This window comes from Gramella sp. KN1008, assembly GCF_004332155.1.
Taxonomy (GTDB): domain Bacteria; phylum Bacteroidota; class Bacteroidia; order Flavobacteriales; family Flavobacteriaceae; genus Christiangramia.
Map to the genome: position 1 here is coordinate 131,271 of NZ_SJDV01000002.1, position 19,257 is coordinate 150,527.

23 protein-coding genes are annotated in these 19,257 nt (G+C 39.4%); 18 read left to right on the forward strand and 5 right to left on the reverse strand.

What is annotated here, in order from left to right:
- Window positions 1–8 precede the first annotated feature (8 nt).
- Window positions 9–482 (reverse strand): 23S rRNA (pseudouridine(1915)-N(3))-methyltransferase RlmH, encoded by a 474-nt coding sequence (rlmH, locus tag EZJ28_RS03800; protein ID WP_131395112.1) that lies wholly within the window; start codon window positions 480–482, stop codon window positions 9–11.
- A 51-nt stretch (window positions 483–533) separates the two neighbouring features.
- On the opposite strand from rlmH, the gene nadC reads away from it, so the two are divergent.
- The 5 genes from nadC to priA all read left to right on the forward strand — a co-directional run bounded on the left by nadC (window position 534) and on the right by priA (window position 5,930).
- Window positions 534–1,391, forward strand: a complete 858-nt coding sequence (gene nadC, locus EZJ28_RS03805; protein ID WP_131395114.1) for a carboxylating nicotinate-nucleotide diphosphorylase — start codon at window positions 534–536, stop codon at window positions 1,389–1,391.
- A 1-nt stretch (window position 1,392) separates the two neighbouring features.
- Window positions 1,393–2,316: a YihY/virulence factor BrkB family protein gene (locus tag EZJ28_RS03810; protein ID WP_131395116.1), complete on the forward strand. Its 924-nt coding sequence runs from the start codon at window positions 1,393–1,395 to the stop codon at window positions 2,314–2,316.
- A 27-nt stretch (window positions 2,317–2,343) separates the two neighbouring features.
- Window positions 2,344–2,904: a chalcone isomerase family protein gene (locus tag EZJ28_RS03815; protein WP_131395118.1), complete on the forward strand. Its 561-nt coding sequence runs from the start codon at window positions 2,344–2,346 to the stop codon at window positions 2,902–2,904.
- Between the two features lie 5 nt (window positions 2,905–2,909).
- Window positions 2,910–3,335 carry a DUF2147 domain-containing protein gene (locus EZJ28_RS03820; protein ID WP_131395120.1) on the forward strand — a complete coding sequence of 142 codons (426 nt, stop codon included), beginning with the start codon at window positions 2,910–2,912 and terminating at the stop codon, window positions 3,333–3,335.
- Between the two features lie 141 nt (window positions 3,336–3,476).
- The gene (priA, locus tag EZJ28_RS03825) at window positions 3,477–5,930 is read left to right on the forward strand and encodes a primosomal protein N' (protein WP_131395122.1); all 2,454 of its coding nucleotides are present in this window, start codon (window positions 3,477–3,479) and stop codon (window positions 5,928–5,930) included.
- Window positions 5,931–5,979: 49 nt separating this feature from the next.
- On the opposite strand, the gene EZJ28_RS03830 is transcribed toward priA, so the two are convergent.
- Window positions 5,980–6,693 (reverse strand): LytTR family DNA-binding domain-containing protein, encoded by a 714-nt coding sequence (locus tag EZJ28_RS03830; protein WP_131395125.1) that lies wholly within the window; start codon window positions 6,691–6,693, stop codon window positions 5,980–5,982.
- A gap of 359 nt (window positions 6,694–7,052) precedes the next feature.
- Here EZJ28_RS03830 and rpsF point away from each other — a divergent pair, with 359 nt between their 5' ends.
- The 4 genes from rpsF to EZJ28_RS03850 all read left to right on the forward strand — a co-directional run bounded on the left by rpsF (window position 7,053) and on the right by EZJ28_RS03850 (window position 8,693).
- A complete protein-coding gene (gene rpsF / locus EZJ28_RS03835) occupies window positions 7,053–7,391 on the forward strand; it encodes a 30S ribosomal protein S6 (protein ID WP_131395127.1) in 339 nt (112 codons plus the stop codon).
- Between the two features lie 2 nt (window positions 7,392–7,393).
- Window positions 7,394–7,693, forward strand: coding sequence for a 30S ribosomal protein S18 (gene rpsR, locus EZJ28_RS03840; protein ID WP_131395129.1), 300 nt, complete (start codon window positions 7,394–7,396; stop codon window positions 7,691–7,693).
- A 12-nt stretch (window positions 7,694–7,705) separates the two neighbouring features.
- Window positions 7,706–8,155, forward strand: a complete 450-nt coding sequence (rplI, locus tag EZJ28_RS03845) for a 50S ribosomal protein L9 (RefSeq protein ID WP_131395131.1) — start codon at window positions 7,706–7,708, stop codon at window positions 8,153–8,155.
- Window positions 8,156–8,219: 64 nt separating this feature from the next.
- Window positions 8,220–8,693, forward strand: coding sequence for a DUF6495 family protein (locus EZJ28_RS03850; protein ID WP_131395133.1), 474 nt, complete (start codon window positions 8,220–8,222; stop codon window positions 8,691–8,693).
- Between the two features lie 162 nt (window positions 8,694–8,855).
- Here EZJ28_RS03850 and EZJ28_RS03855 read toward each other — a convergent pair whose 3' ends face one another.
- Window positions 8,856–10,094 carry an ABC transporter permease gene (locus tag EZJ28_RS03855; protein ID WP_131395135.1) on the reverse strand — a complete coding sequence of 413 codons (1,239 nt, stop codon included), beginning with the start codon at window positions 10,092–10,094 and terminating at the stop codon, window positions 8,856–8,858.
- A gap of 133 nt (window positions 10,095–10,227) precedes the next feature.
- Between EZJ28_RS03855 and hisS the strand changes: the two genes are divergently transcribed.
- The 4 genes from hisS (at window position 10,228) to EZJ28_RS03875 (ending at window position 14,272) form a co-directional block, all read left to right on the forward strand.
- Entirely contained in the window at window positions 10,228–11,601 is a 1,374-nt protein-coding gene (gene hisS, locus EZJ28_RS03860) for a histidine--tRNA ligase (protein WP_131395137.1), read from the forward strand.
- 150 nt (window positions 11,602–11,751) lie between these two features.
- A complete protein-coding gene (locus EZJ28_RS03865) occupies window positions 11,752–12,522 on the forward strand; it encodes an ABC transporter permease (protein WP_131395139.1) in 771 nt (256 codons plus the stop codon).
- A complete protein-coding gene (locus EZJ28_RS03870; RefSeq protein WP_131395140.1) occupies window positions 12,522–13,274 on the forward strand; it encodes an ABC transporter ATP-binding protein in 753 nt (250 codons plus the stop codon). The genes EZJ28_RS03865 and EZJ28_RS03870 overlap by 1 nt, the downstream gene beginning before the upstream one ends.
- Window positions 13,275–13,279: 5 nt before the next feature.
- Entirely contained in the window at window positions 13,280–14,272 is a 993-nt protein-coding gene (locus tag EZJ28_RS03875) for an MlaD family protein (RefSeq protein ID WP_131395142.1), read from the forward strand.
- A 22-nt stretch (window positions 14,273–14,294) separates the two neighbouring features.
- Here EZJ28_RS03875 and EZJ28_RS03880 read toward each other — a convergent pair whose 3' ends face one another.
- Window positions 14,295–15,242, reverse strand: a complete 948-nt coding sequence (locus EZJ28_RS03880) for an aldo/keto reductase (RefSeq protein WP_131395144.1) — start codon at window positions 15,240–15,242, stop codon at window positions 14,295–14,297.
- A 227-nt stretch (window positions 15,243–15,469) separates the two neighbouring features.
- Between EZJ28_RS03880 and EZJ28_RS03885 the strand changes: the two genes are divergently transcribed.
- The 4 genes from EZJ28_RS03885 (at window position 15,470) to EZJ28_RS03900 (ending at window position 18,131) form a co-directional block, all read left to right on the forward strand.
- Window positions 15,470–16,549 (forward strand): NAD(P)-dependent oxidoreductase, encoded by a 1,080-nt coding sequence (locus tag EZJ28_RS03885; protein ID WP_131395146.1) that lies wholly within the window; start codon window positions 15,470–15,472, stop codon window positions 16,547–16,549.
- Window positions 16,542–17,105 carry a vitamin K epoxide reductase family protein gene (locus EZJ28_RS03890; RefSeq protein WP_131395148.1) on the forward strand — a complete coding sequence of 188 codons (564 nt, stop codon included), beginning with the start codon at window positions 16,542–16,544 and terminating at the stop codon, window positions 17,103–17,105. Before EZJ28_RS03885 ends, EZJ28_RS03890 begins: the two co-directional genes overlap by 8 nt.
- A 13-nt stretch (window positions 17,106–17,118) precedes the next feature.
- On the forward strand, window positions 17,119–17,481 hold the full coding sequence (locus EZJ28_RS03895) for an SPW repeat protein (protein ID WP_207388429.1): 363 nt from the start codon (window positions 17,119–17,121) through the stop codon (window positions 17,479–17,481).
- A 92-nt stretch (window positions 17,482–17,573) separates the two neighbouring features.
- Window positions 17,574–18,131 (forward strand): hypothetical protein, encoded by a 558-nt coding sequence (locus EZJ28_RS03900; protein ID WP_131395152.1) that lies wholly within the window; start codon window positions 17,574–17,576, stop codon window positions 18,129–18,131.
- A gap of 101 nt (window positions 18,132–18,232) precedes the next feature.
- Here EZJ28_RS03900 and EZJ28_RS03905 read toward each other — a convergent pair whose 3' ends face one another.
- Window positions 18,233–18,586, reverse strand: coding sequence for a cupin domain-containing protein (locus tag EZJ28_RS03905; protein WP_131395154.1), 354 nt, complete (start codon window positions 18,584–18,586; stop codon window positions 18,233–18,235).
- A gap of 174 nt (window positions 18,587–18,760) precedes the next feature.
- On the opposite strand from EZJ28_RS03905, the gene EZJ28_RS03910 reads away from it, so the two are divergent.
- On the forward strand, window positions 18,761–19,240 hold the full coding sequence (locus EZJ28_RS03910; protein ID WP_242670063.1) for a hypothetical protein: 480 nt from the start codon (window positions 18,761–18,763) through the stop codon (window positions 19,238–19,240).
- Window positions 19,241–19,257: the final 17 nt, after the last annotated feature.

Consider the following 19,257-nt stretch of genomic DNA (forward strand, 5'->3'; position numbering starts at 1 on the left):
ACTTTGAATTAACGGTGGTGATATGGTTCGTTCTTTAAGATAGTGAAAGCTCTGTACAACTGCTCTGTAAAGAACAGTCTTACCATTTGATGGGAAAATGTCATTTTTGAAAGAGAGACCCTGGAATTGGCCCTGTTGTATATCTCATCTGAGAAACCATAAGGGCCGCCAATCACAAAGACCAGTCTTTTAAGGCCTGTATTCATTCTCTTCTGAAGATATTCTGAAAAGCTTTCAGAGCTAAATTGTTTTCCATTCTCATCCAATAAAACGATGAAATCTGAACTTTCTATTCCAGAAAGTATGAGTTCTCCTTCCCTGGATTTCTGCTGATTCTCATCCAAGTTTTTGGTCTTTTTGAGATCGGGGATAATCTCAAACTCAAATTTGATATAATGCTGAAGCCTTTTCGAATAGATGCTGATAAGCTCCTCAAGTTCCTTTTTATCTGTTTTTCCTATACAGACTAATTTTATGGTCATCCCGTGATTTTAGTACAGACTTTACTACATTTACAAAAATAAGCAGAGAAAATGATCTCACCGGAACAATTCGAAAAAGAAATTGAAATCATAATAAAAAACGCGATCAGGGAAGATGTTGGAGACGGAGATCACAGTTCCCTGGCCTGTATCCCTAAAAATGCCATTGGCAAAGCCAAACTACTTGTAAAGGATGAGGGAATCCTGGCAGGGGTTGATTTCGCCCGTAAGGTTTTTCAATATGTGGATCCAGAGATGAGAATGGAAGTATTGATGAAAGACGGGGATCCGGTAAAACGTGGCGATATCGCTTTTTTTTTGGAAGGTTCTTCGCAGAGTATACTAAAAGCTGAAAGGCTGGTGTTAAACGCAATGCAGCGAATGAGCGCAATAGCAACGAAGACTGCTGAGTTCGTTAAAAAACTTGAAGGCACCCGTACCAGGATCCTGGATACAAGAAAAACTACGCCTGGGATTCGCGCTTTGGAAAAGTGGGCGGTTAAGATTGGTGGAGGAGAGAATCATCGTTTCGCATTGTATGATATGATCATGCTAAAAGATAATCATATAGATTTTGCGGGGGGAGTGACAGAAGCGATAGAAAAGACAAAGGAATACCTGAAGCAAAATGGACTTGAGCTTAAGATCATAGTCGAGGCTCGAAACATGGAAGAGATAAGGGAGATCTTAAAATCTGAAGGTATCTACAGGATACTTATAGATAACTTTAGTTATGAAGAAACGCGTAAGGCTGTTGAACTTATCGATGGGAAGTGCCTTACTGAGTCCAGTGGAGGCATAACCCTAGAAACTGCGAGAAATTATGCCGAATGTGGTGTAGATTTTATCTCTAGCGGGGCCCTTACGCATTCTGTACACAATATGGATCTTAGTTTAAAAGCCGTTTAAAATGGCTCCAAAAAAAGCGATTCAATCCAAACTCGATGATTTATCTGCATGGTGGAAAAGAGAAACCAAGAAGATAATTCTACCCGGACTGGAAGGATTGTCGCTTTACAATCTCTGGATAATTTATTGGGGCGGAATCATTAAAGGAACATTTTCAACCCGTGCAAGTTCTATCGCATTCAGTTTTTTTATGGCGATCTTTCCTTTCCTGCTTTTTGTGCTTAACCTAATTCCGTATATCACCTTTATAGATGATTTTCAGATCGAGTTTCTTTATTTTGTGGAAACATTGCTGCCCCCTAATACTTCAGACTTCTTTGGGGATATATTCTATGATATAGCGAATACGCCCCGGGGTGGTCTATTATCAGTAGCTTTTGTGCTGTCCATATTTTTAATGACCAATGGTGTTAATGCGATCTTTACAGGTTTTGAATTCAGTTATCATACCCGCACCAACAGGTCTATTCCCAGACAATATGCCGTTGCGGTGGGAGTTTCACTTATACTGGCACTGTTGTTGCTTATATCTGTGATAGGAGCGGTTTATATTACCTATGCGATTAATGACCTGGGAGATTTAGGGATCGTTAATCCAAATGGTTTTGGCGCCGGCCTCATAAAATATCTTGGATTTATAATATTGATCTATACCGCTGTTGCAATTTTGTATTATTTTGGAACGCGGGAAGCAAGGCAGGCAAAGTTTTTTTCAGTAGGAGCATTGTTTACGACTCTGCTTATATTGATCACAACTTTTTTTTTCAGTTTATATATTACCAATTTTTCAAGCTATAATGAATTATATGGATCTATTGGAGCACTTTTGATACTGATGTTTTACATCTGGCTTAATTCCAATATGCTTTTGCTGGGTTTTGAACTCAACCTTTCTTTAATAAAATTGAAAAAGAAATTTAAATAACTTTAACCGAACTTAAACCTTAAAAAAATGAAGAAATTAATTTTCATGATGATCGCCCTTGTGGGGCTGAATTTTGCCTCTGCTCAAACCAAAGTAGGTGGAGTAAACCTTCCTAACCAATTGAATTTCCAGGGCCAGGACCTGCAGCTTAACGGAGCAGGAGTGCGGGAAAAATTATGGATAGATCTCTATGCCGGTGGGCTTTACCTTTCTGAGAAATCCTCAGATGCCTCGGCAATAATGTCGGCAGATAAGCCTATGAGCATAAAACTACATATAGTTTCCAAGCTTATTTCGAGTGAAAAAATGATTGACGCGGTAAATGAAGGTTTTGAAAATTCAACTAATGGGAACACTAAACCTTTAGCTCCCAAAATTGAAAAATTTAAAAGCTTTTTTATGGAAGAGATCAAAAAGAACGATGTTTTTGATATAGTGCACCTTCCAGCCAAAGGGGTGGTCGTTTACAAGAACAATAAAGAACTTGGAACAATTGAGGGTATGGATTTCAAAAAAGCGCTTTTTGGAATTTGGCTGTCAAGCAAACCGGCCGATGATGATCTTAAAGAGGCCATGCTAGGAAAATAAACCAAATGAAAAAGACCCTACTCTCCATATTAATTTGTTTTCTTACTGGATTTTGCCTGAATGCCCAGCAAGTATTGGGTAAATGGGAGAACACCAATCCCCAGGGAAAAGTGAACTCCATCATAGAGATCTATAAGAAAGGAGATAAGATCTATGGAAAGGTGCATCGAATCATGAATGAGGAAGACCGTGACAGGTTATGTACGGAGTGTGAAGGTGAGCTCAAAGATGAACCTATAGAAGGTATGGAGCTTATGCGAGGTCTCAAAAAGGAAGGTGATGAATATACCGGAGGGAAGATCATAGATCCTAAAACCGGTAAAGAATATCGTTGCAAGATCTGGCTCGATGAGGATAATCCGGATGTTCTAAAGGTGAGAGGTTATCTGGCATTTTTCTATAAAACCAAAGTTTGGCATAGGGCCGAATAATATCTAAGATATTTAGAAGCTGTTTTTAAAGTTCTTACTTTGCTTTCAAATAATTCAGGAATATTTATTTTTGGATTGAAAGCTATAAAATAAGTTACTTTAAAAGCAGCTTTTTTTATTGCATAAACCAACCAGTCTTAAATGCCATATTTCGCCGATCTTATTTTACCATTACCTCTGGAGAAACGCTTTACCTATAGTCTCACCCCAGAGGAAGCCGGGTTCATTCAGCCGGGAATGCGCCTTGCCGTACAATTTGGAAAGAACAGGATATATACTGGAATTGTGGCTGAAATTCATCAAAATCCACCGGAGCTTTATGAGGCTAAACCTATACATCAGATCCTGGATGAGAAGCCTTTGCTTACTAAAGAGCAACTTGCCTTCTGGAAATGGATAGCTTCTTACTATTTGTGTGCAGAAGGAGATGTGATGAGAGCAGCTTTACCAGGGGCATTTTTACTGGAAAGCGAAAGTATCGTTAAATTAAGGAAAGATGCGCAGCCGGAGACAGCAGAGCTTAATGATGATGAATACCTGGTGATAGAAGCTTTACAGCGACAGTCATCCATGAAGATCCAGGAAGTTGAGCAGCTTCTGGATAGGAAAAAGGTTCTTCCGGTACTAAATAAACTGGTGATGAAAGATCTTGTAGATCTTAATCAGGAGATCTACGAGCAGTTCAGGCCTAAGGAAGTAAGATATGTGAAGTTGAACCCGGATTATGAACCCGAACCTGAAATGCATCGGTTGCTCGACGAGCTTTCCCGCGCACCAAAACAAAGAGAAATTCTGCTCAGCTACTTTTCTATCACAGCTAAATCTAAAAAGGCTCTGAAGACCAAAAAACTGCTTGAAGAATCGGGGGCTAGTGCAGGGGTTTTGAAAAGCCTTATCGATAAAGGAATATTCGAGGAATTCTATCAGGAAACCGACAGGATTAACTTTACCGGTGAAATTTCAAATCATGAGATTAACCTGAATAAAATTCAGCAGCATGCGTTTGATGAAATTCAGCAGAATTTCAAGGAAGATAAGGTTTGTCTTCTCCACGGGGTCACGTCTTCAGGAAAGACAGAGATCTATATAAAGCTTATTGAAGAAGCCGTAAACCGAGGACAGCAGGCATTATATCTATTACCTGAAATTGCACTTACCACGCAACTTATAAAACGTCTTCAGGATTATTTTGGGGATAAGGTTCTGGTGTATCATAGCAAATATTCCCTGAACGAAAGGGTGGAGATTTACAAACATGTTCTAAATAATTCAGAAAAAGGCAAGATAATAATAGGTGCAAGGTCCTGTATCTTTCTTCCTTTTCAGGATCTGGGATTGATTGTTGTTGATGAGGAACATGAATCCACATTTAAACAGTTTGATCCAGCTCCTCGTTACCATGCACGTGATTCGGCGGTGGTACTGGCAAATCTGTTTAAGGCCAGTATAGTTCTTGGTACGGCTACACCTTCTATAGAGTCTTATTTCAACGCAGAGCATAATAAATATGCTCTGGTGGAACTCACCCGCCGCTATGGTAATGTTTTGATGCCTGAAGTTGAAATTGTAGATATCAAGACCGCCCACCGTAAGAAAAAAATGACTGGCCATTTTTCCGAAAGATTACTGGCAGAAATAAAAGAAAGCCTTAAGGAAGATGAGCAGGTGATCCTTTTTCAGAATAGAAGGGGTTTTTCTCCTATTATGGAATGCAATACCTGCGGGCATTCTCCTCAATGTCCTAACTGTGATGTAAGTCTTACTTATCATAATCATAACAACCAGTTACGTTGCCATTATTGCGGTTATCATATGGCCATGCAAAATCAGTGTATGGCTTGTGGGAGTAATGAAATTACCACAAAGGGCTTTGGAACCGAACAGGTGGAGACGGAGTTAAAAGCATTGTTTCCTAAGCATAGTATTGCGAGAATGGATCAGGATACTACCCGGGGAAAGTATGCCTACGAAAAGATAATTGCGGCTTTTGAAGCTCATGAGACAGATATTCTCGTAGGAACCCAGATGCTTACAAAAGGCCTGGATTTCAGGAAGGTGAGTCTTGTAGGGATTATGAATGCTGATAATCTTTTGAACTTTCCAGATTTCAGGGCTCATGAAAGGAGTTTTCAATTAATGCTGCAGGTTGCGGGGCGTTCCGGCAGGACAAAAAAACGTGGAAAGGTACTTATACAGACCTTTAATCCACATCACCAGATAATTCAGCAGGTTTCAACCGGGGCCTATACCGAAATGTATAAAGAGCAACTTGAAGATAGGTATCAGTATCAATATCCTCCTTATTATCGCTTGATACGGTTAACCCTAAAATGCCGGGATTTTTCGAAAACGAATGAAGCGGCAGACTGGCTTGCCAGGGCTCTTGAAAATGTTTTTGACCGGTATGTCCTGGGTCCTGAATTCCCACCTGTGGCCCGAATAAGAAATGAATATTATAAGAATATTCTTATCAAAATCCCTCAAAAACAATCCCTGGGAAAGACGAAGAAAATGGTGCAGAGAATACTTAACAGTTTCAGGGCTATTGGGGCTTACAGAGCGGTAAGGGTAATAGTGAACGTAGATCCACAATAAAAAAGCCATTCATGGGAATGGCTTGAGATTCTATATAAAGGTGTTAGTTCTATTCCTGGCTGGCGCTTAAGGCTTCTACCAGATCATTTTTCTTATGTCGGCTTAGCGGTAGTTTTTCCTTATCTATTTCTATGTTCTTACTATTATAGCGCTCTATCTTATCAAGATTTACAATATAGGATTTATGGGTTCTTAAGAAACGATCACTAGGAAGTTGTTTTTCAAAAGATTTCATGGTTGCTAGAACCACAAAATTGTCTTTTTCAGTCACAAATTTCACATAATCCCCAAGTGCCTGAATGTATTTTAGTTTACTAAGGAAAACTTTGCGATTTTTTAGATTGCTTTTTACAAAGATAAAATCATCGTCTTCCGGTACCGGTGTCTGATGTTTCAGTTTATACAGATTCACAGCCTTACTCACAGCGTTATTAAACCTTTCTTTCGTAACTGGTTTATGAATATAATCAACTGCGTCATAATCAAAGGCTTTGAAGGCATATTTCGTTTTACCGGTTACGAATATAATCTGTGGTTTATTTGGAAGGTTATCCAAAAGTTCAAAGCCTGAAAGAATTGGCATTTCTATATCCAGAAAGATAAGATCTGTTTCAGTATCAAGAAGGCCGTTTTTGGTCTCTATGGCATTGTTGTATTCTGCTACCAGCTTTAGGTTAGGATGATCCTTGATTAATTTTACGATAGAAAGCCGTTGAAGGCTAGAATCATCTACGACAGCACATTTGAGTAAAACTTCTTCCACGGTTTTTTAGTTAGGCATTAACAATATTACTCATTAAAAATAAGAAATACAAGGTAAAATATTTTTTCACCGATAAAAATAGTGTTTTATCCTTCTTAATAGGCTTTGAAATATCAATTAATAATTCTATTTTTAATGAGTAATATTGTTAATGCCTAACTAAAAAACCGTGGAAGAAGTTTTACTCAAATGTGCTGTCGTAGATGATTCTAGCCTTCAACGGCTTTCNGACTTCCAGGCAATGTGGTTTCATTTTAATTAAGTACTTTCGTATTTGAAATTTTTGAAATCCGATTGGCACCGCTTAAACCTCTTCCTAAAAATATTTTTGCACCCGATTTAATTTAAAGTAAATTTTTATGAACAATTATGAAACTGTTTTCATCTTGAATCCCGTTTTATCTGATGAGCAGATAAAGGAAACAGTTAAGAAATACGAAGATTTTCTTGTTTCGAAAGGGGCCGAGATGGTAGCTAAGGAAGATTGGGGGCTTAGAAAGCTTGCTTACCCAATCCAGCACAAAAAGAGTGGTTTTTATCACTTATTCGAATTTAAGGCTCCCGGAGAGGTGATTGAGCCTTTGGAACTTGAGTTCAGAAGAGAAGAGCGAATGATGCGTTATCTTACCGTTAAGCTAGATAAGCATGCGATCGCCTGGGCTGAAAAAAGAAGAAAACGTAACAAGGAAAAAGCGTAATCATGGCAACATCTATTGAACAACAGGCAAAAGGAAAAAAAGACGGAGAGATCAGGTATCTTACTCCTCTTAATATAGAGACCACCACAAAAAAGAAGTATTGCAGATTCAAAAGATCTGGGATCAAGTATATAGATTATAAGGATCCGGATTTCTTGATGGGCTTTGTGAACGAGCAGGGTAAATTGTTACCTCGTCGTTTAACAGGAACTTCTTTAAAGTACCAGAGAAAAGTGGCTACAGCCGTTAAACGTGCGCGTCACTTGGCATTAATGCCTTACGTAGGTGATTTATTAAAATAAAAAGAGGCAGTTATGGAAGTGATACTTAAAAAAGACGTAGATAACTTAGGATTTACTGATGATGTAGTAACTGTGAAAAATGGTTACGGTAGAAATTATCTAATTCCTCAGGGATATGCTGAACTGGCAACTCCTTCTGCAAAGAAAGTTTTAGCAGAAACTTTGAAGCAGCGTGCCTATAAAGAACAAAAACATATCGATGAGGCTAAGAAACAGGCTGAAAAACTTAACAATCTTGAGATCAAGCTTACTGCTAAAGCTGGTGCAGGAGATAAGTTATTCGGTTCCATTACCAATGGAGACCTGGCCGATGCTCTTGCAAAAGAGGGTGTTGAGATCGAGAAGAAATATATTAGCATCGCAGGTGGAAACATCAAGCGTTTAGGCCAGTACGAAGCAACTTTGCGTTTTCATCGTGAAGTGGTTTCCAACTTTAGCTTTGACGTTGTAGGCGAAGCCTAATTCATTTTACTCATAGCAAAAGCCTGCTCATTTTTTGAGTGGGCTTTTTTTATTATAATTCAGTATGAAATACGCAAGATTAACCAAGGAGCAGTTTGAAGAAATGCATCAGGAATTCATCAATTTCCTGGCAACACAATCTATCACTGCCGATGAATGGGAGAAGATCAAAAAAGAAAAACCCCAGGTGGCCGAAGAGGAAATGGATATATTCAGCGACCTTATATGGGAAGGAGTGCTTACTAAAGTTGAATATCTAGAGCATTTTTCGCCAAACCAGATATTTCTGTTTCAAATTACTGCCGCTACAATAAACCTTATTGCTATAAAAGTTGAAAATGAGGCTATTGATATTACTACCCGTGAAGGTTATAGCTGGTTGCAAAATAACCTAATGGATGACTCAGTAAATATCTATACCTCCACGAAGGCAATGAGCGACGATCGCAATAAAGATATTTTTGCGCTTGTCAAGCAGGGAGCTAACATTACAAAAGGTGAGCTATACCGCTATTTTGAAAACGTAGTTCAGGACTAATAACTAGTCAATTTGAAAATTAGACAATTTGAAAATGGATCTATAATTTAATAAACGAATTAAGCAATGAAGCTATTCTTAATTTGATGCGCATTAAAAGAGAAAAGCCTTTCCTTAGAAATTCACTTTCAAATCTTCAAATTGGTAAATTTTCAAATTAGTTTATTCATAACGAAGCGATTCGATAGGATCTTGCTTCGCTGCTTTTGCCGCCGGATAACTTCCTGCAAGAATGGCTACAAGGACCGTAATGCCGGTAGCCCATAACATCGCTTTCCACGGAGTAGTGAAATTGAAATCCAGGGAATTTGATACTATAAAGCCAATAGTGATTCCAAGGATTATTCCCAGTATACCACCGAGCTGCCCAATCACAAGTGTTTCGAGAAAGAATTGAGTGGCTATCGTATTTTTCTTTGCTCCAAGAGCCTTTCGTACCCCAATCTCACGGGTCCTCTCTGTTACCGTTACCAGCATAATGTTCATAAGAGCAATGGAAGAACCAAAAATAGTAATGATTGAAATGATCCATGCGGCGATATTTAGCGCGCCGGTGATCCTTAGGATGCGATTGATTAGATCATCGCTGCGTTCGAGTCCGAAATTATTTTCCTCCTTTGGACTGAGCCCGCGAATGTTTCTGAAGGTGATAATAGCCTCATCCATGGCCGCGTCCAGTACTTCCTTGTCTTCAACCTTCACGCTCAGGCTGTAATTTATATTAGGCTGCGAAAAAAGAGAACGTGCATGCTGGATGGGAATAAATACACGAAGATCCTGATTGTTGCCAAAAGTACTTCCTTTTGATTCCAGAACCCCGATCACTTTAAATTTGGCTCCCCGAATGCTTATCATTTTATTAACCGGGTCAAAGCCTTTAAAGATCCCATCCTTAAAATCGGAGCCTATCACCGCAACGTTGTTGTTATTCTCAATATCAAAAACATTAAATTCCCGGCCACTTTCAACTTCAAGACCTGAATTTTCCAGATAATATTCATTAACCCCCATCACCGAGATCTCAGGGTCAGTCTTTTCGTTCTCATATTTAATTTCTGCCGTGCTTGTTCCGGTAAATGAAATGGCTGTTTCTGTAAAAGGGAATTCGTACTTTTCTTCAAACTCCTTTACTTCCCTATAGCTAATAATAGGATTGATCTTTCGCTCTTCATTTCCGAAGCTACGGGTCCGGAATTCATAACGCTGGAGATTGAAAGTATTGGCACCCATGGAGGCAAAATCCTTGCTGATGGTATTTTCCAGTGCAGCTACCGCACTTAGAATACCCACAAGGGCTGTTATTCCAATTGCGATGATTAGAACGGTTAGAATGGTTCGTAAGGACTGGCTCCTTATGGAGTTAAGCGCGATCCTGATATTTTCCCGAAAGAGTGAAAACATGTAGCTGATTTTCGATCCTACCGGTTAGACTATAAAATTAGAACTTTGTTACTTAAAATTTCAAATTTGTTTGGGTTCGCTTAAAAATTAAGATATTTGCATTCCTAAATGGCAAATCAGCTTAATACAGATCATGGCACAAAAACCATCCATACCAAAAGGTACAAGGGATTTTTCACCGGAAGAAGTCGCAAAGCGTAACTATATTTTTGAGACCATTCAAAAGGAATTCAAAAGCTTTGGTTTTCAACCTATTGAAACTCCAAGTTTTGAGAATTCTTCTACTCTTATGGGTAAATATGGCGATGAGGGTGATCGGCTGATTTTTAAGATTCTTAATTCTGGGGATTTTCTAAGAAAAGCCGATAAGGATGCATTAGCTCAGAATGACAGTTTAAAGCTGACTCCATCCATAAGTGAAAAGGCACTACGCTATGATCTAACGGTCCCATTTGCCCGGTATGTGGTACAACATCAGAATGAGATCGAGTTTCCATTTAAGCGCTACCAGATCCAGCCGGTATGGAGAGCTGACCGGCCTCAGAAGGGAAGGTTCAGGGAATTCTTTCAGTGTGATGCCGATGTTGTAGGTAGTAAAAGCCTTTGGCAGGAAGTTGAATTTGTTCAGTTATATGATTCTGTTTTCAGTGCACTGGGCCTTCAAGGGGTGACCATAAAAATCAATAATCGAAAAGTGCTTTCTGGTTTTGCGGAAGTGATCGGAGAAGCGGATAAGTTGATAGATTTCACGGTAGCTCTTGATAAACTTGATAAGATAGGCGAGGAGGGAGTTAAAAAGGAAATGCGTGAGAAAGGCATTTCTGATGAGGCTATCAGTAAAATTCAGCCAATATTTAATCTTCAGGGGTCTTTTTCTGAAAAGATCAACGGATTAAAATCAATACTTGAAACTTCCGAAAATGGAAGAAAAGGAATTGAAGAACTTCAGTTCATTCAGAATGCCATTGAAGAAATGCCTCTCAAAATAGCCAAATTAGACCTTGATGTTACCCTGGCAAGAGGACTGAACTATTATACAGGTGCGATCTACGAGGTAACCGCGCCTGAAGCTGTGAAAATGGGTTCTATAGGCGGAGGTGGCCGCTATGATGATCTTACGGGTATTTTTGGCCTGAAAGATATGAGCGGTATTGGAATTTCCTTTGGTCTTGACCGTATCTATCTGGTACTTGAAGAACTTGGTCTTTTCCCTGAGACCGTTATGCATAATACAAAAGTTCTTTTTATCAATTTTGGAGAGAAGGAAGCCATGTATGCCATGAAAGCAGTAGAAAAACTGCGTAATGAGAATATTGTCGCAGAACTCTATCCCGATTCGGCTAAAATGGGCAAACAGATGAAATATGCTGATAAAAGGGATATTCCATATGTGGTCCTGGCAGGAGAAGAAGAAATGGGCCAACAAAAATTCACCTTAAAACATATGAAGTCCGGAGAGCAATCCAGTCTTAATCTGACTGAGCTGAAGCAAAAACTTAGCGGCTAGGAAGCGATGGTTATTTGGTTATTTTAATTATCAAATAGTTAATCTTCTGATTATCATTCATATATTTACTTATTCATGGTAGCTAATAGCTGATTATTATCATGTTCCCAGATCTTTTTTAAATCTATCTTAGGGTAAAAAATCTGGAATATGGCGGCTTCAAATAACGTAAAAAGCTTTTTTGAAGAAATAGGGGATATCGCTTATTTCACAGGTCGTTTTTTTCGCGAGGTATTCAAGCCTCCCTTCGAATTCCAGGAATTATTGCGACAGTGCTATAATATGGGGAATCGCTCTATGTTACTGGTAGGCGTTACGGGATTTATTCTTGGTTTGGTTTTCACCCTCCAGTCCAGGCCTACATTAATGCAGTTTGGAGCAGAATCCTGGATGCCCTCGATGGTGAGCATTTCTATTGTCAGGGAAATAGGACCGGTAATTATAGCTCTTATCTGCGCCGGTAGAATAGGTTCCGGTATAGGGGCTGAACTGGGTTCCATGAGGGTTACAGAGCAGATCGACGCTATGGAGGTCTCCGGGACGAATCCATTTAAATTCCTCGTGGTTACCCGAATTGTGGCTGCAACCTTAATGTTACCATTATTAATTCTTTTGGGAGATGCAATAGCTCTCGTGGGTTCTGCACTGGTCGAAAACATTAAGGGGGAAGTTTCATTTTTATTGTATTTCAATCAGGTATTTGATTCTTTGAAATTTTCAGATATTATCCCTGCTACGATCAAATCCTTTTTCTTCGGCTTTGCTATAGGATTGGTTGGTTGTTACAAGGGATATTATTGTTCCAAAGGAACAGTAGGGGTAGGAGAAGCTTCAAATGCTGCAGTAGTTTATACCTCAATGCTTTTGTTTGTGATCGATTTTATAGCTGTTTTTGTAACCGATATTTTCTTTGGAATCTGATGAATAAGAAGAACAGCATATCACCCATCCTTGAGATAAAAGATCTTAAAAAAACTTTTGGAGGGAACGAAGTTCTTAATGGCTTTAATCTGGAGTTGTATAAGGGTGAGAATCTTGTGGTTATGGGGAAATCGGGAGCTGGAAAATCGGTAATGATAAAATGTCTGGTAGGTCTTATGCGGGCCGATAGCGGAAGTATAAAAATAAAGGATCAGGATATAACAGAACTTAGGCAGGAAGACCTCGATATATTACGTACTCATATAGGTTTTTTGTTTCAGGGAAGTGCTTTATATGATTCGATGACGGTTCGGGAAAATCTCCTTTTTCCTTTAAGACGACATAAGAAAAGACTCCAATTAAAGGAAAGGTCTGAGACTCTTGTTCGTGAGGCCCTGAGCAATGTAGGTTTGGAGCATACCGTAGACCTCATGCCTTCTGAATTATCAGGAGGTATGCAGCGCAGGGTCGCTCTGGCAAGAGCCCTTATCCTGAAGCCGGAGATCATATTATATGATGAGCCTACAACGGGACTGGATCCAATTACTTCCAAGGAGATCATTCAGTTAATGAGGAGTGTACAGGATACATATGATACGTCATCACTAATTATAACTCACGATGTAGATTGTGCCAGAGTGATTTCCAACAGAATGATATTGCTGGTGGACGGTATTAATTATGCCGAAGGAACCTTTTGGGAGTTATCAAGTTCTAAAGATCCAAAGGTTCAGGCTTTTTTTAAAAATTGAGTATCATGGAAAAATCGACTTCACAACGAATAAGATTAGGTGTTTTGGTGGTTTTAGGTACACTGGTACTTGTCGCAGCACTATATTACATAGGTAACAGGCAACACCTTTTTACAAAGAACATTCCTGTTTTTGCGGAATTTGAAAATGTAAATGGTCTGCAAATAGGAAACAATGTCCGTTACTCCGGTATCAATGTAGGGAATGTAAGTAAGATTGAGATGCTGGCGGAATCTCGTATTCTGGTTCAGATGATGGTGGAGGAGTCTACCGGAAAATTCATAAAAAAAGATGCTATTGCCACAGTTGGAACAGACGGTCTGGTTGGTAGTATGGTTGTGAATATTTTGCCTGGAAAGGAGGATTTAGCCTCAATTAAACCTGGAGACACCATAGCCTCTTACAGCCGGATTGGTGCCGATGATATGCTTTCTACCCTTAATGTCACCAATGAAAATGCCGCTCTGCTTACTTCAGACCTGTTGAAGATCACCAATAAGATCCTTGAAGGGAAAGGTACACTTGGAGTCCTGGTAAGCGATTCAACCCTTGCTAAAAATATCAGACAGACGCTTGTGAATCTACAGGAAACCAGCAGGCAAACAACTATCGCAATGAAGAAAATAAACAGGGAGCTCAGTCAGCTTAATGTTGAAGAGAGTCTGGCAGGAACCCTGTTCAAAGACACGGTCACCCGCCAGAGAGTTGAGAACATTATTGTGAAGCTGGATTCCACAAGTAGTAATCTAATGAGCGTTACCCAGAATGTAGAATCCATGATAAGCCGGATAGATAATGGGGAAGGGGCCCTGAATTATCTCACTCAGGATACCGAGTTGGTACGCGACATTGATACTACTTTGTTCCATATAAAACAGTCATCTATTAAGCTGAATGAAAACATGGAGGCATTACGGCATAATTTTCTGTTCCGGGGATATTTTAGAAGACTTGAACGCCAGGAACGGAAAGCAATGAAGAAAGCTATGAAAGATTAAAACTCCGGAGTTGAAGGTCTAATTATGAACTTACTTTATTAAGTACATCCATCTCTTCAGAACTTAATTCCGTTCTAATTGCCGCCTGAAAAGATTTCAGATGTTCAGGTTTGGTAGCACTTGCAATTGGGGCCGTGATGCCAGGGCGCTGCATTATCCACCTTAGGGCCACTGCTGCCTGAGAAATATTATGATGACTAGAAACATCTTTTAGTGCCTGCAATACCTCTTTGCCTTTTTCATTAAAATACTCCTGCAGGAATTTTTCTCGGTCCCTTCCCTCAATATCTTCTTCGGTACTGTATTTCCCCGTAAGGAAGCCACTTGCTAGTGAGAAATAACTGGTCACCCCCATATTGTTCTCATGACAGATTTCCTGAAGTTTTCCTTCAAATTTATTTCTTTCCATAAGACTGTATTCGGGTTGTGAAACCTCATATTTTGGCAGATTTTTATTTCTTGAAGCTTCGAGAGAAGCTTCCAGTCTTTCGGCGGATATATTGGAAGAGCCAATATACCTCACTTTACCCTGATCTATCAGTGTTTGATAGGCTTCTAGTGTTTCTTTCACCGGTGTTTTATCATCATCCCAGTGAGTAAAATAAAGGTCAATATGATCTGTTTGAAGACGTCTCAATGAATCTTCTGCAGCCTTTAAAATGTAATCTTTTGAAATATCCCTTCCATCTTTTCCAGGATTGGAACCAACTTTGGTTGCGATTATCATTTTATCGCGATTGCCACGCTCTTTCATCCATTTCCCTATAATAGTTTCAGATTCACCTCCCTTATTTCCAGGAGCCCAGTGGGAATAGGAATCGGCCGTATCTATCATATTGATCCCCATATCAAGCAGCTGATCAAGAAGTTTAAATGAATCCTTCTCGTTAACCGTCCATCCAAAAACATTGCCTCCAAAAATGATGGAAGGTGCTTTTAATTCAGTATTTCCTAAAGTTTTATAATTCATTGCTGAAGTCTTTTCTCTTAAAATAATAAATCATTAGAGAGCACCATTTGATTTAGGATTTTTTAACTCTTAGAGTTACGGAAGAAGTTGCTGAAGGTTAAAGTTACGTTGAATTTTAATAAAGTTTGGTTAATTGATTGCCTCAGGTGTCTTTAAATTTTGTTCTTCAACATGCTTCTTTCTACTTTTAGAGTATTCATATTAAATAAGTTAACTAGCCAATATTTATGGATGAGATAATAGACCACCCGGAGAAGGGAGCGAGATCTTCTGAAAAAGAAGTTGTAATAATTACAGGAAGCAGTGGGCTTGTAGGTTTTCCGCTTATTGAAAAGCTGGCTCATAATTACCGTGTGGTGGGACTGGACAGACTGGGGCCACCATATCCACCTCTGCAGGCAGAGTGTGTGAATTTTGATATTACTGATGAGAAGGCCATTGATGCAGCTATGGAACGTATCAGGTATGGGTACGGAAGTAAGATAGCGTCTGTGGTCCATCTGGCAGCCTATTATAGTTTTAATACTAAAGATAGTCCGGGTTACGATGAGATCAACGTAAAAGGTACCCGAAAATTTCTAAACCAGTTACAGGATTTTGAAGTAGACCAGTTCATATACGCGAGTTCTAATCTTATATATAAACCTACTGAACCTGGCAGGAAGATCCACGAAGATTCCCCTGTAGAGGCTAACTGGGGTTATCCGGAATCAAAGATCGTTACAGAAGAGCTAATTAAGGAAAACAATAAGGATATTGATACGGTTTTCTTAAGGATCGCGGGTGTTTATAATGAAGAGGGACATTCCATACCAATAGGACAGCAAATCAAACGTATCTATGAAAAAGAACTGGTGAGTCATTTTTATTCTGGAGATCTTAATCACGGAAATGTTTTCGTTCACCTGGAAGATGTGCTGGACGCGGTTTTAAAAACTGTTGAAAGGAGGAATAAACTTCCCCATGAGATAGCTATAAATATTGGGGAATCCAATACACCTACCTATAATGAGCTTCAGGAAACCCTGGGGAAATTAATTCACGGGGAAGAATGGGAAACCTATGAAGTGCCCAAGAGCATTGCAAAAGCTGGAGCCTGGGTACGGGACCTTGTTAGCGATCCCTTTATAAAACCCTGGATGATAGACCGTGCAGATGATCATTATGAGCTTGATATCAGCAGGGCAAAGGAATATCTAAACTGGGAACCAAAGCATAACATAATGGATACTCTTCCCATTATCATTGAAAACCTGAAAAAGGATCCCGAAGCCTGGTATAAGAAAAACAATCTTAAATATGAGTAAAGATGTAAGTTTGATACCGCCGGGATGGGATTATAATCCTGCTACCTGGTCACAAAGGATACCTATCGTTGTTCTGGCGATGATCGGTTTTTTTATTGCCAGCTACCTCGCCCTGTATCAGCTTAATATCATTTCAGATGTATGGGAGCCTTTTTTTGGAGATGGTAGTGTGACTATTCTTAATTCTAAGGTTTCCCATGTGCTTCCTATTCCCGATGCAGCTCTTGGAGCCTTTGGATATCTGGTAGATGCGGTTACAGGGGTCATTGGTGGTACAGGACGATGGAGAAAGATGCCCTGGATCGTGATAGTTTTTGGACTGGCAGTGGGGCCGCTGGGATTTGTTAGTGTTATGCTGGTAGTATTTCAGCCTGTGCTGTTCTCTGCATGGTGTACTCTTTGCCTTTGTTCTGCCGTGATTTCCATAGCTATGATTGGACCCGCAATGGATGAAATGCTGGCCAGTCTGCAATTTATGCAACGCGTAAGAAGGTCTGAAGCTTCTACGTGGAAAGCCTTTTGGGGAGTACAATCTGAAATTGAAAAAGTGAACTGATATGTGGCCAAGAATGATAAATACTATTTTAGGATTATGGCTGATGATCTCGCCTGGTATATTCCAGTATTCATCAGCAGCGGCAGATAACGGCCATATTGCAGGTCCCATAATCGTTACATTTTCTATCGTGGCTATATGGGAAGCAACCAGGGTGGTGCGTAAATGGAATTTTCCCGTGGGTATCTGGCTTCTGGCAGCTCCATGGATTCTGGGATATGAAAATACCCTCGCCATTGTAAGTGATATGAGCGTAGGAGTACTGGTCTTGATCTTTGCCTCCATACCGGGAAAGATCGAAAAGAGCTATGGCGGGGGATGGTCTTCTTTATGGCAGAAAAATCCTGAACATATTCAGAAATCAAAACAGAACTGATTTAGGCTAAGTTTAAAGGTTTTTACCAGTGCCTTAACAGGGAATAGGTTTGATTTTGGGTATTTTAAGTCTAAACCAAAAAATTTGGAGTTATGAAAATTTTTATTTTGAAGGTCTTTATATTTCTATTTTCAGTAAACCTGTTTTCTCAAAAGACGGCTGAAAAATTCACCCTTTCTCCCGCGGGATTTGAAGATTCGGTTATTCGTGAATATCCGGGAAAAACTGACTCAGAACTTTTTCTTGCTGCAAAAATGTGGGCAGAATTCACTGTTTCTAATCCTCAGGAAGCACGAACTAGGGAATTGAAGGATCAGTATCTTGAATATCATGTTTTTGTACCCCAGGCCTTTGCCATAAATGATGACGGCGATGAATATACCTGGGATGCTATGTTTGATGTAGCCTTCAGGTTTGCGAATCAGAAGATCCGGTATGATGTTGAGATCGTGGAGATCACCAGTCCCGGAGCACCTGCATTTCAAATAGTAGGCGGACCTAAGGATTGGGCATTCTATGCGAATAATAATCAACCTTATCCTTTGACCTCAGAAGCCAGAAAGGTGCTGGAGGATATTGTAAATGATTTTATAAGAGGAGTTTCTTCTTATGTGAATCGTGATGCTGAGATACCGGAAAGAGGAAATTAACCAATCTGTTAAGATATAGTCAAACTCCCTTCAGTTTTGAAGGGAGTTTTTTGTCCTATTATCTTGAAGCATTGGTAAATAGAAGAAAATATCGGTATTGTTTAGGATTCAGCTGAACTATCGGCAACACCTTTTACTCTCTCGGCAGTATCAGATTTTGAAAGACTAAGTCTTATTGTACCGTCTGTTTCAGCTTTAAGATCGTGTGGAATGGCCCCTTCAAGATAGACCAAATCTCCTTTCTTAAGCTCATGTATTTCTCCTTTCACGCCAAAGCTAATATGACCTTCAAAAATTTCAACTACAATAGGGTAGGGTGTAGAATGTTCTTTCATTACCTGTCCCTTTTTCATTGCAATCCTGATTTCCCTGCTGGTATCTGTATCCATTAAAACCTTTACAGCGGGTTTATTCTCATTATATTCAAGTTCCTTTATTAATGAAGCATATTTCATAAGTACATGAATTAAGTTATTATTTAGAATGATTCTTAATTATGGTAAAGCTAAGAGGTTGCATACAGTAATTCTATGATAAGAATCAGTTTTTGAAAAAAACATCAGGATTGGAGGGAATCTAAATTAAAAGGTTTTGTAATATTATCCTGTACAGAAATTTTTGAGATTTCAATGATGGAATATCTAAGCCTGGCAAGAGTTATTCACGTACTTGCGGTGATTTTATGGATAGGAGGTGTGGCAATGGTTACTACGGTCATTATCCCGGCGGTAAAGAAAATGAACTCACCAAAAGAACGTATGGAAACCTTTGAAAGGATAGAGGGTAAATTTTCATTACAAGCCAAGATTACCACGCTTCTTACCGCGCTAAGCGGTTTTTTCATGTTGTATGTCATGGATGCCTGGGAACGTTTCCTGTATGTTCAGTTTTGGTGGCTTCATGCAATGGTTCTTGTATGGCTGATTTTCACTGTAATCCTATTTGTTCTGGAACCTTTAGTTCTGCATAAACTGTATAAGAAGCATGCCATTAAAAACCCGGAGAAGACATTCAATTTTATTCATCGTGCCCATTGGATCCTGTTAATGGTAAGTTTGTTAACTATCCTGGGAGCGGTTGCCGGTAGTCATGGCTGGTATTTGGTTTAGAAGCCGTTCACTTTGCC

Coding starts and splice junctions, on each gene's coding strand:
- hisS (WP_131395137.1), top strand. CDS start 10,228: ATGGCACAAAAACCATCCATACCAAAAGGTACAAGGGATTTTTCACCG.
- EZJ28_RS03895 (WP_207388429.1), top strand. CDS start 17,119: ATGATAAATACTATTTTAGGATTATGGCTGATGATCTCGCCTGGTATA.
- rpsF (WP_131395127.1), top strand. CDS start 7,053: ATGAACAATTATGAAACTGTTTTCATCTTGAATCCCGTTTTATCTGAT.
- EZJ28_RS03900 (WP_131395152.1), top strand. CDS start 17,574: ATGAAAATTTTTATTTTGAAGGTCTTTATATTTCTATTTTCAGTAAAC.
- EZJ28_RS03870 (WP_131395140.1), top strand. CDS start 12,522: ATGAATAAGAAGAACAGCATATCACCCATCCTTGAGATAAAAGATCTT.
- EZJ28_RS03880 (WP_131395144.1), bottom strand. CDS start 15,242: ATGAATTATAAAACTTTAGGAAATACTGAATTAAAAGCACCTTCCATC.
- rlmH (WP_131395112.1), bottom strand. CDS start 482: ATGACCATAAAATTAGTCTGTATAGGAAAAACAGATAAAAAGGAACTT.
- EZJ28_RS03865 (WP_131395139.1), top strand. CDS start 11,752: ATGGCGGCTTCAAATAACGTAAAAAGCTTTTTTGAAGAAATAGGGGAT.
- nadC (WP_131395114.1), top strand. CDS start 534: ATGATCTCACCGGAACAATTCGAAAAAGAAATTGAAATCATAATAAAA.
- rplI (WP_131395131.1), top strand. CDS start 7,706: ATGGAAGTGATACTTAAAAAAGACGTAGATAACTTAGGATTTACTGAT.
- EZJ28_RS03810 (WP_131395116.1), top strand. CDS start 1,393: ATGGCTCCAAAAAAAGCGATTCAATCCAAACTCGATGATTTATCTGCA.
- EZJ28_RS03855 (WP_131395135.1), bottom strand. CDS start 10,094: ATGTTTTCACTCTTTCGGGAAAATATCAGGATCGCGCTTAACTCCATA.
- EZJ28_RS03815 (WP_131395118.1), top strand. CDS start 2,344: ATGAAGAAATTAATTTTCATGATGATCGCCCTTGTGGGGCTGAATTTT.
- EZJ28_RS03905 (WP_131395154.1), bottom strand. CDS start 18,586: ATGAAATATGCTTCATTAATAAAGGAACTTGAATATAATGAGAATAAA.
- EZJ28_RS03875 (WP_131395142.1), top strand. CDS start 13,280: ATGGAAAAATCGACTTCACAACGAATAAGATTAGGTGTTTTGGTGGTT.
- priA (WP_131395122.1), top strand. CDS start 3,477: ATGCCATATTTCGCCGATCTTATTTTACCATTACCTCTGGAGAAACGC.
- EZJ28_RS03820 (WP_131395120.1), top strand. CDS start 2,910: ATGAAAAAGACCCTACTCTCCATATTAATTTGTTTTCTTACTGGATTT.
- EZJ28_RS03890 (WP_131395148.1), top strand. CDS start 16,542: ATGAGTAAAGATGTAAGTTTGATACCGCCGGGATGGGATTATAATCCT.
- rpsR (WP_131395129.1), top strand. CDS start 7,394: ATGGCAACATCTATTGAACAACAGGCAAAAGGAAAAAAAGACGGAGAG.
- EZJ28_RS03910 (WP_242670063.1), top strand. CDS start 18,761: ATGATGGAATATCTAAGCCTGGCAAGAGTTATTCACGTACTTGCGGTG.
- EZJ28_RS03885 (WP_131395146.1), top strand. CDS start 15,470: ATGGATGAGATAATAGACCACCCGGAGAAGGGAGCGAGATCTTCTGAA.
- EZJ28_RS03850 (WP_131395133.1), top strand. CDS start 8,220: ATGAAATACGCAAGATTAACCAAGGAGCAGTTTGAAGAAATGCATCAG.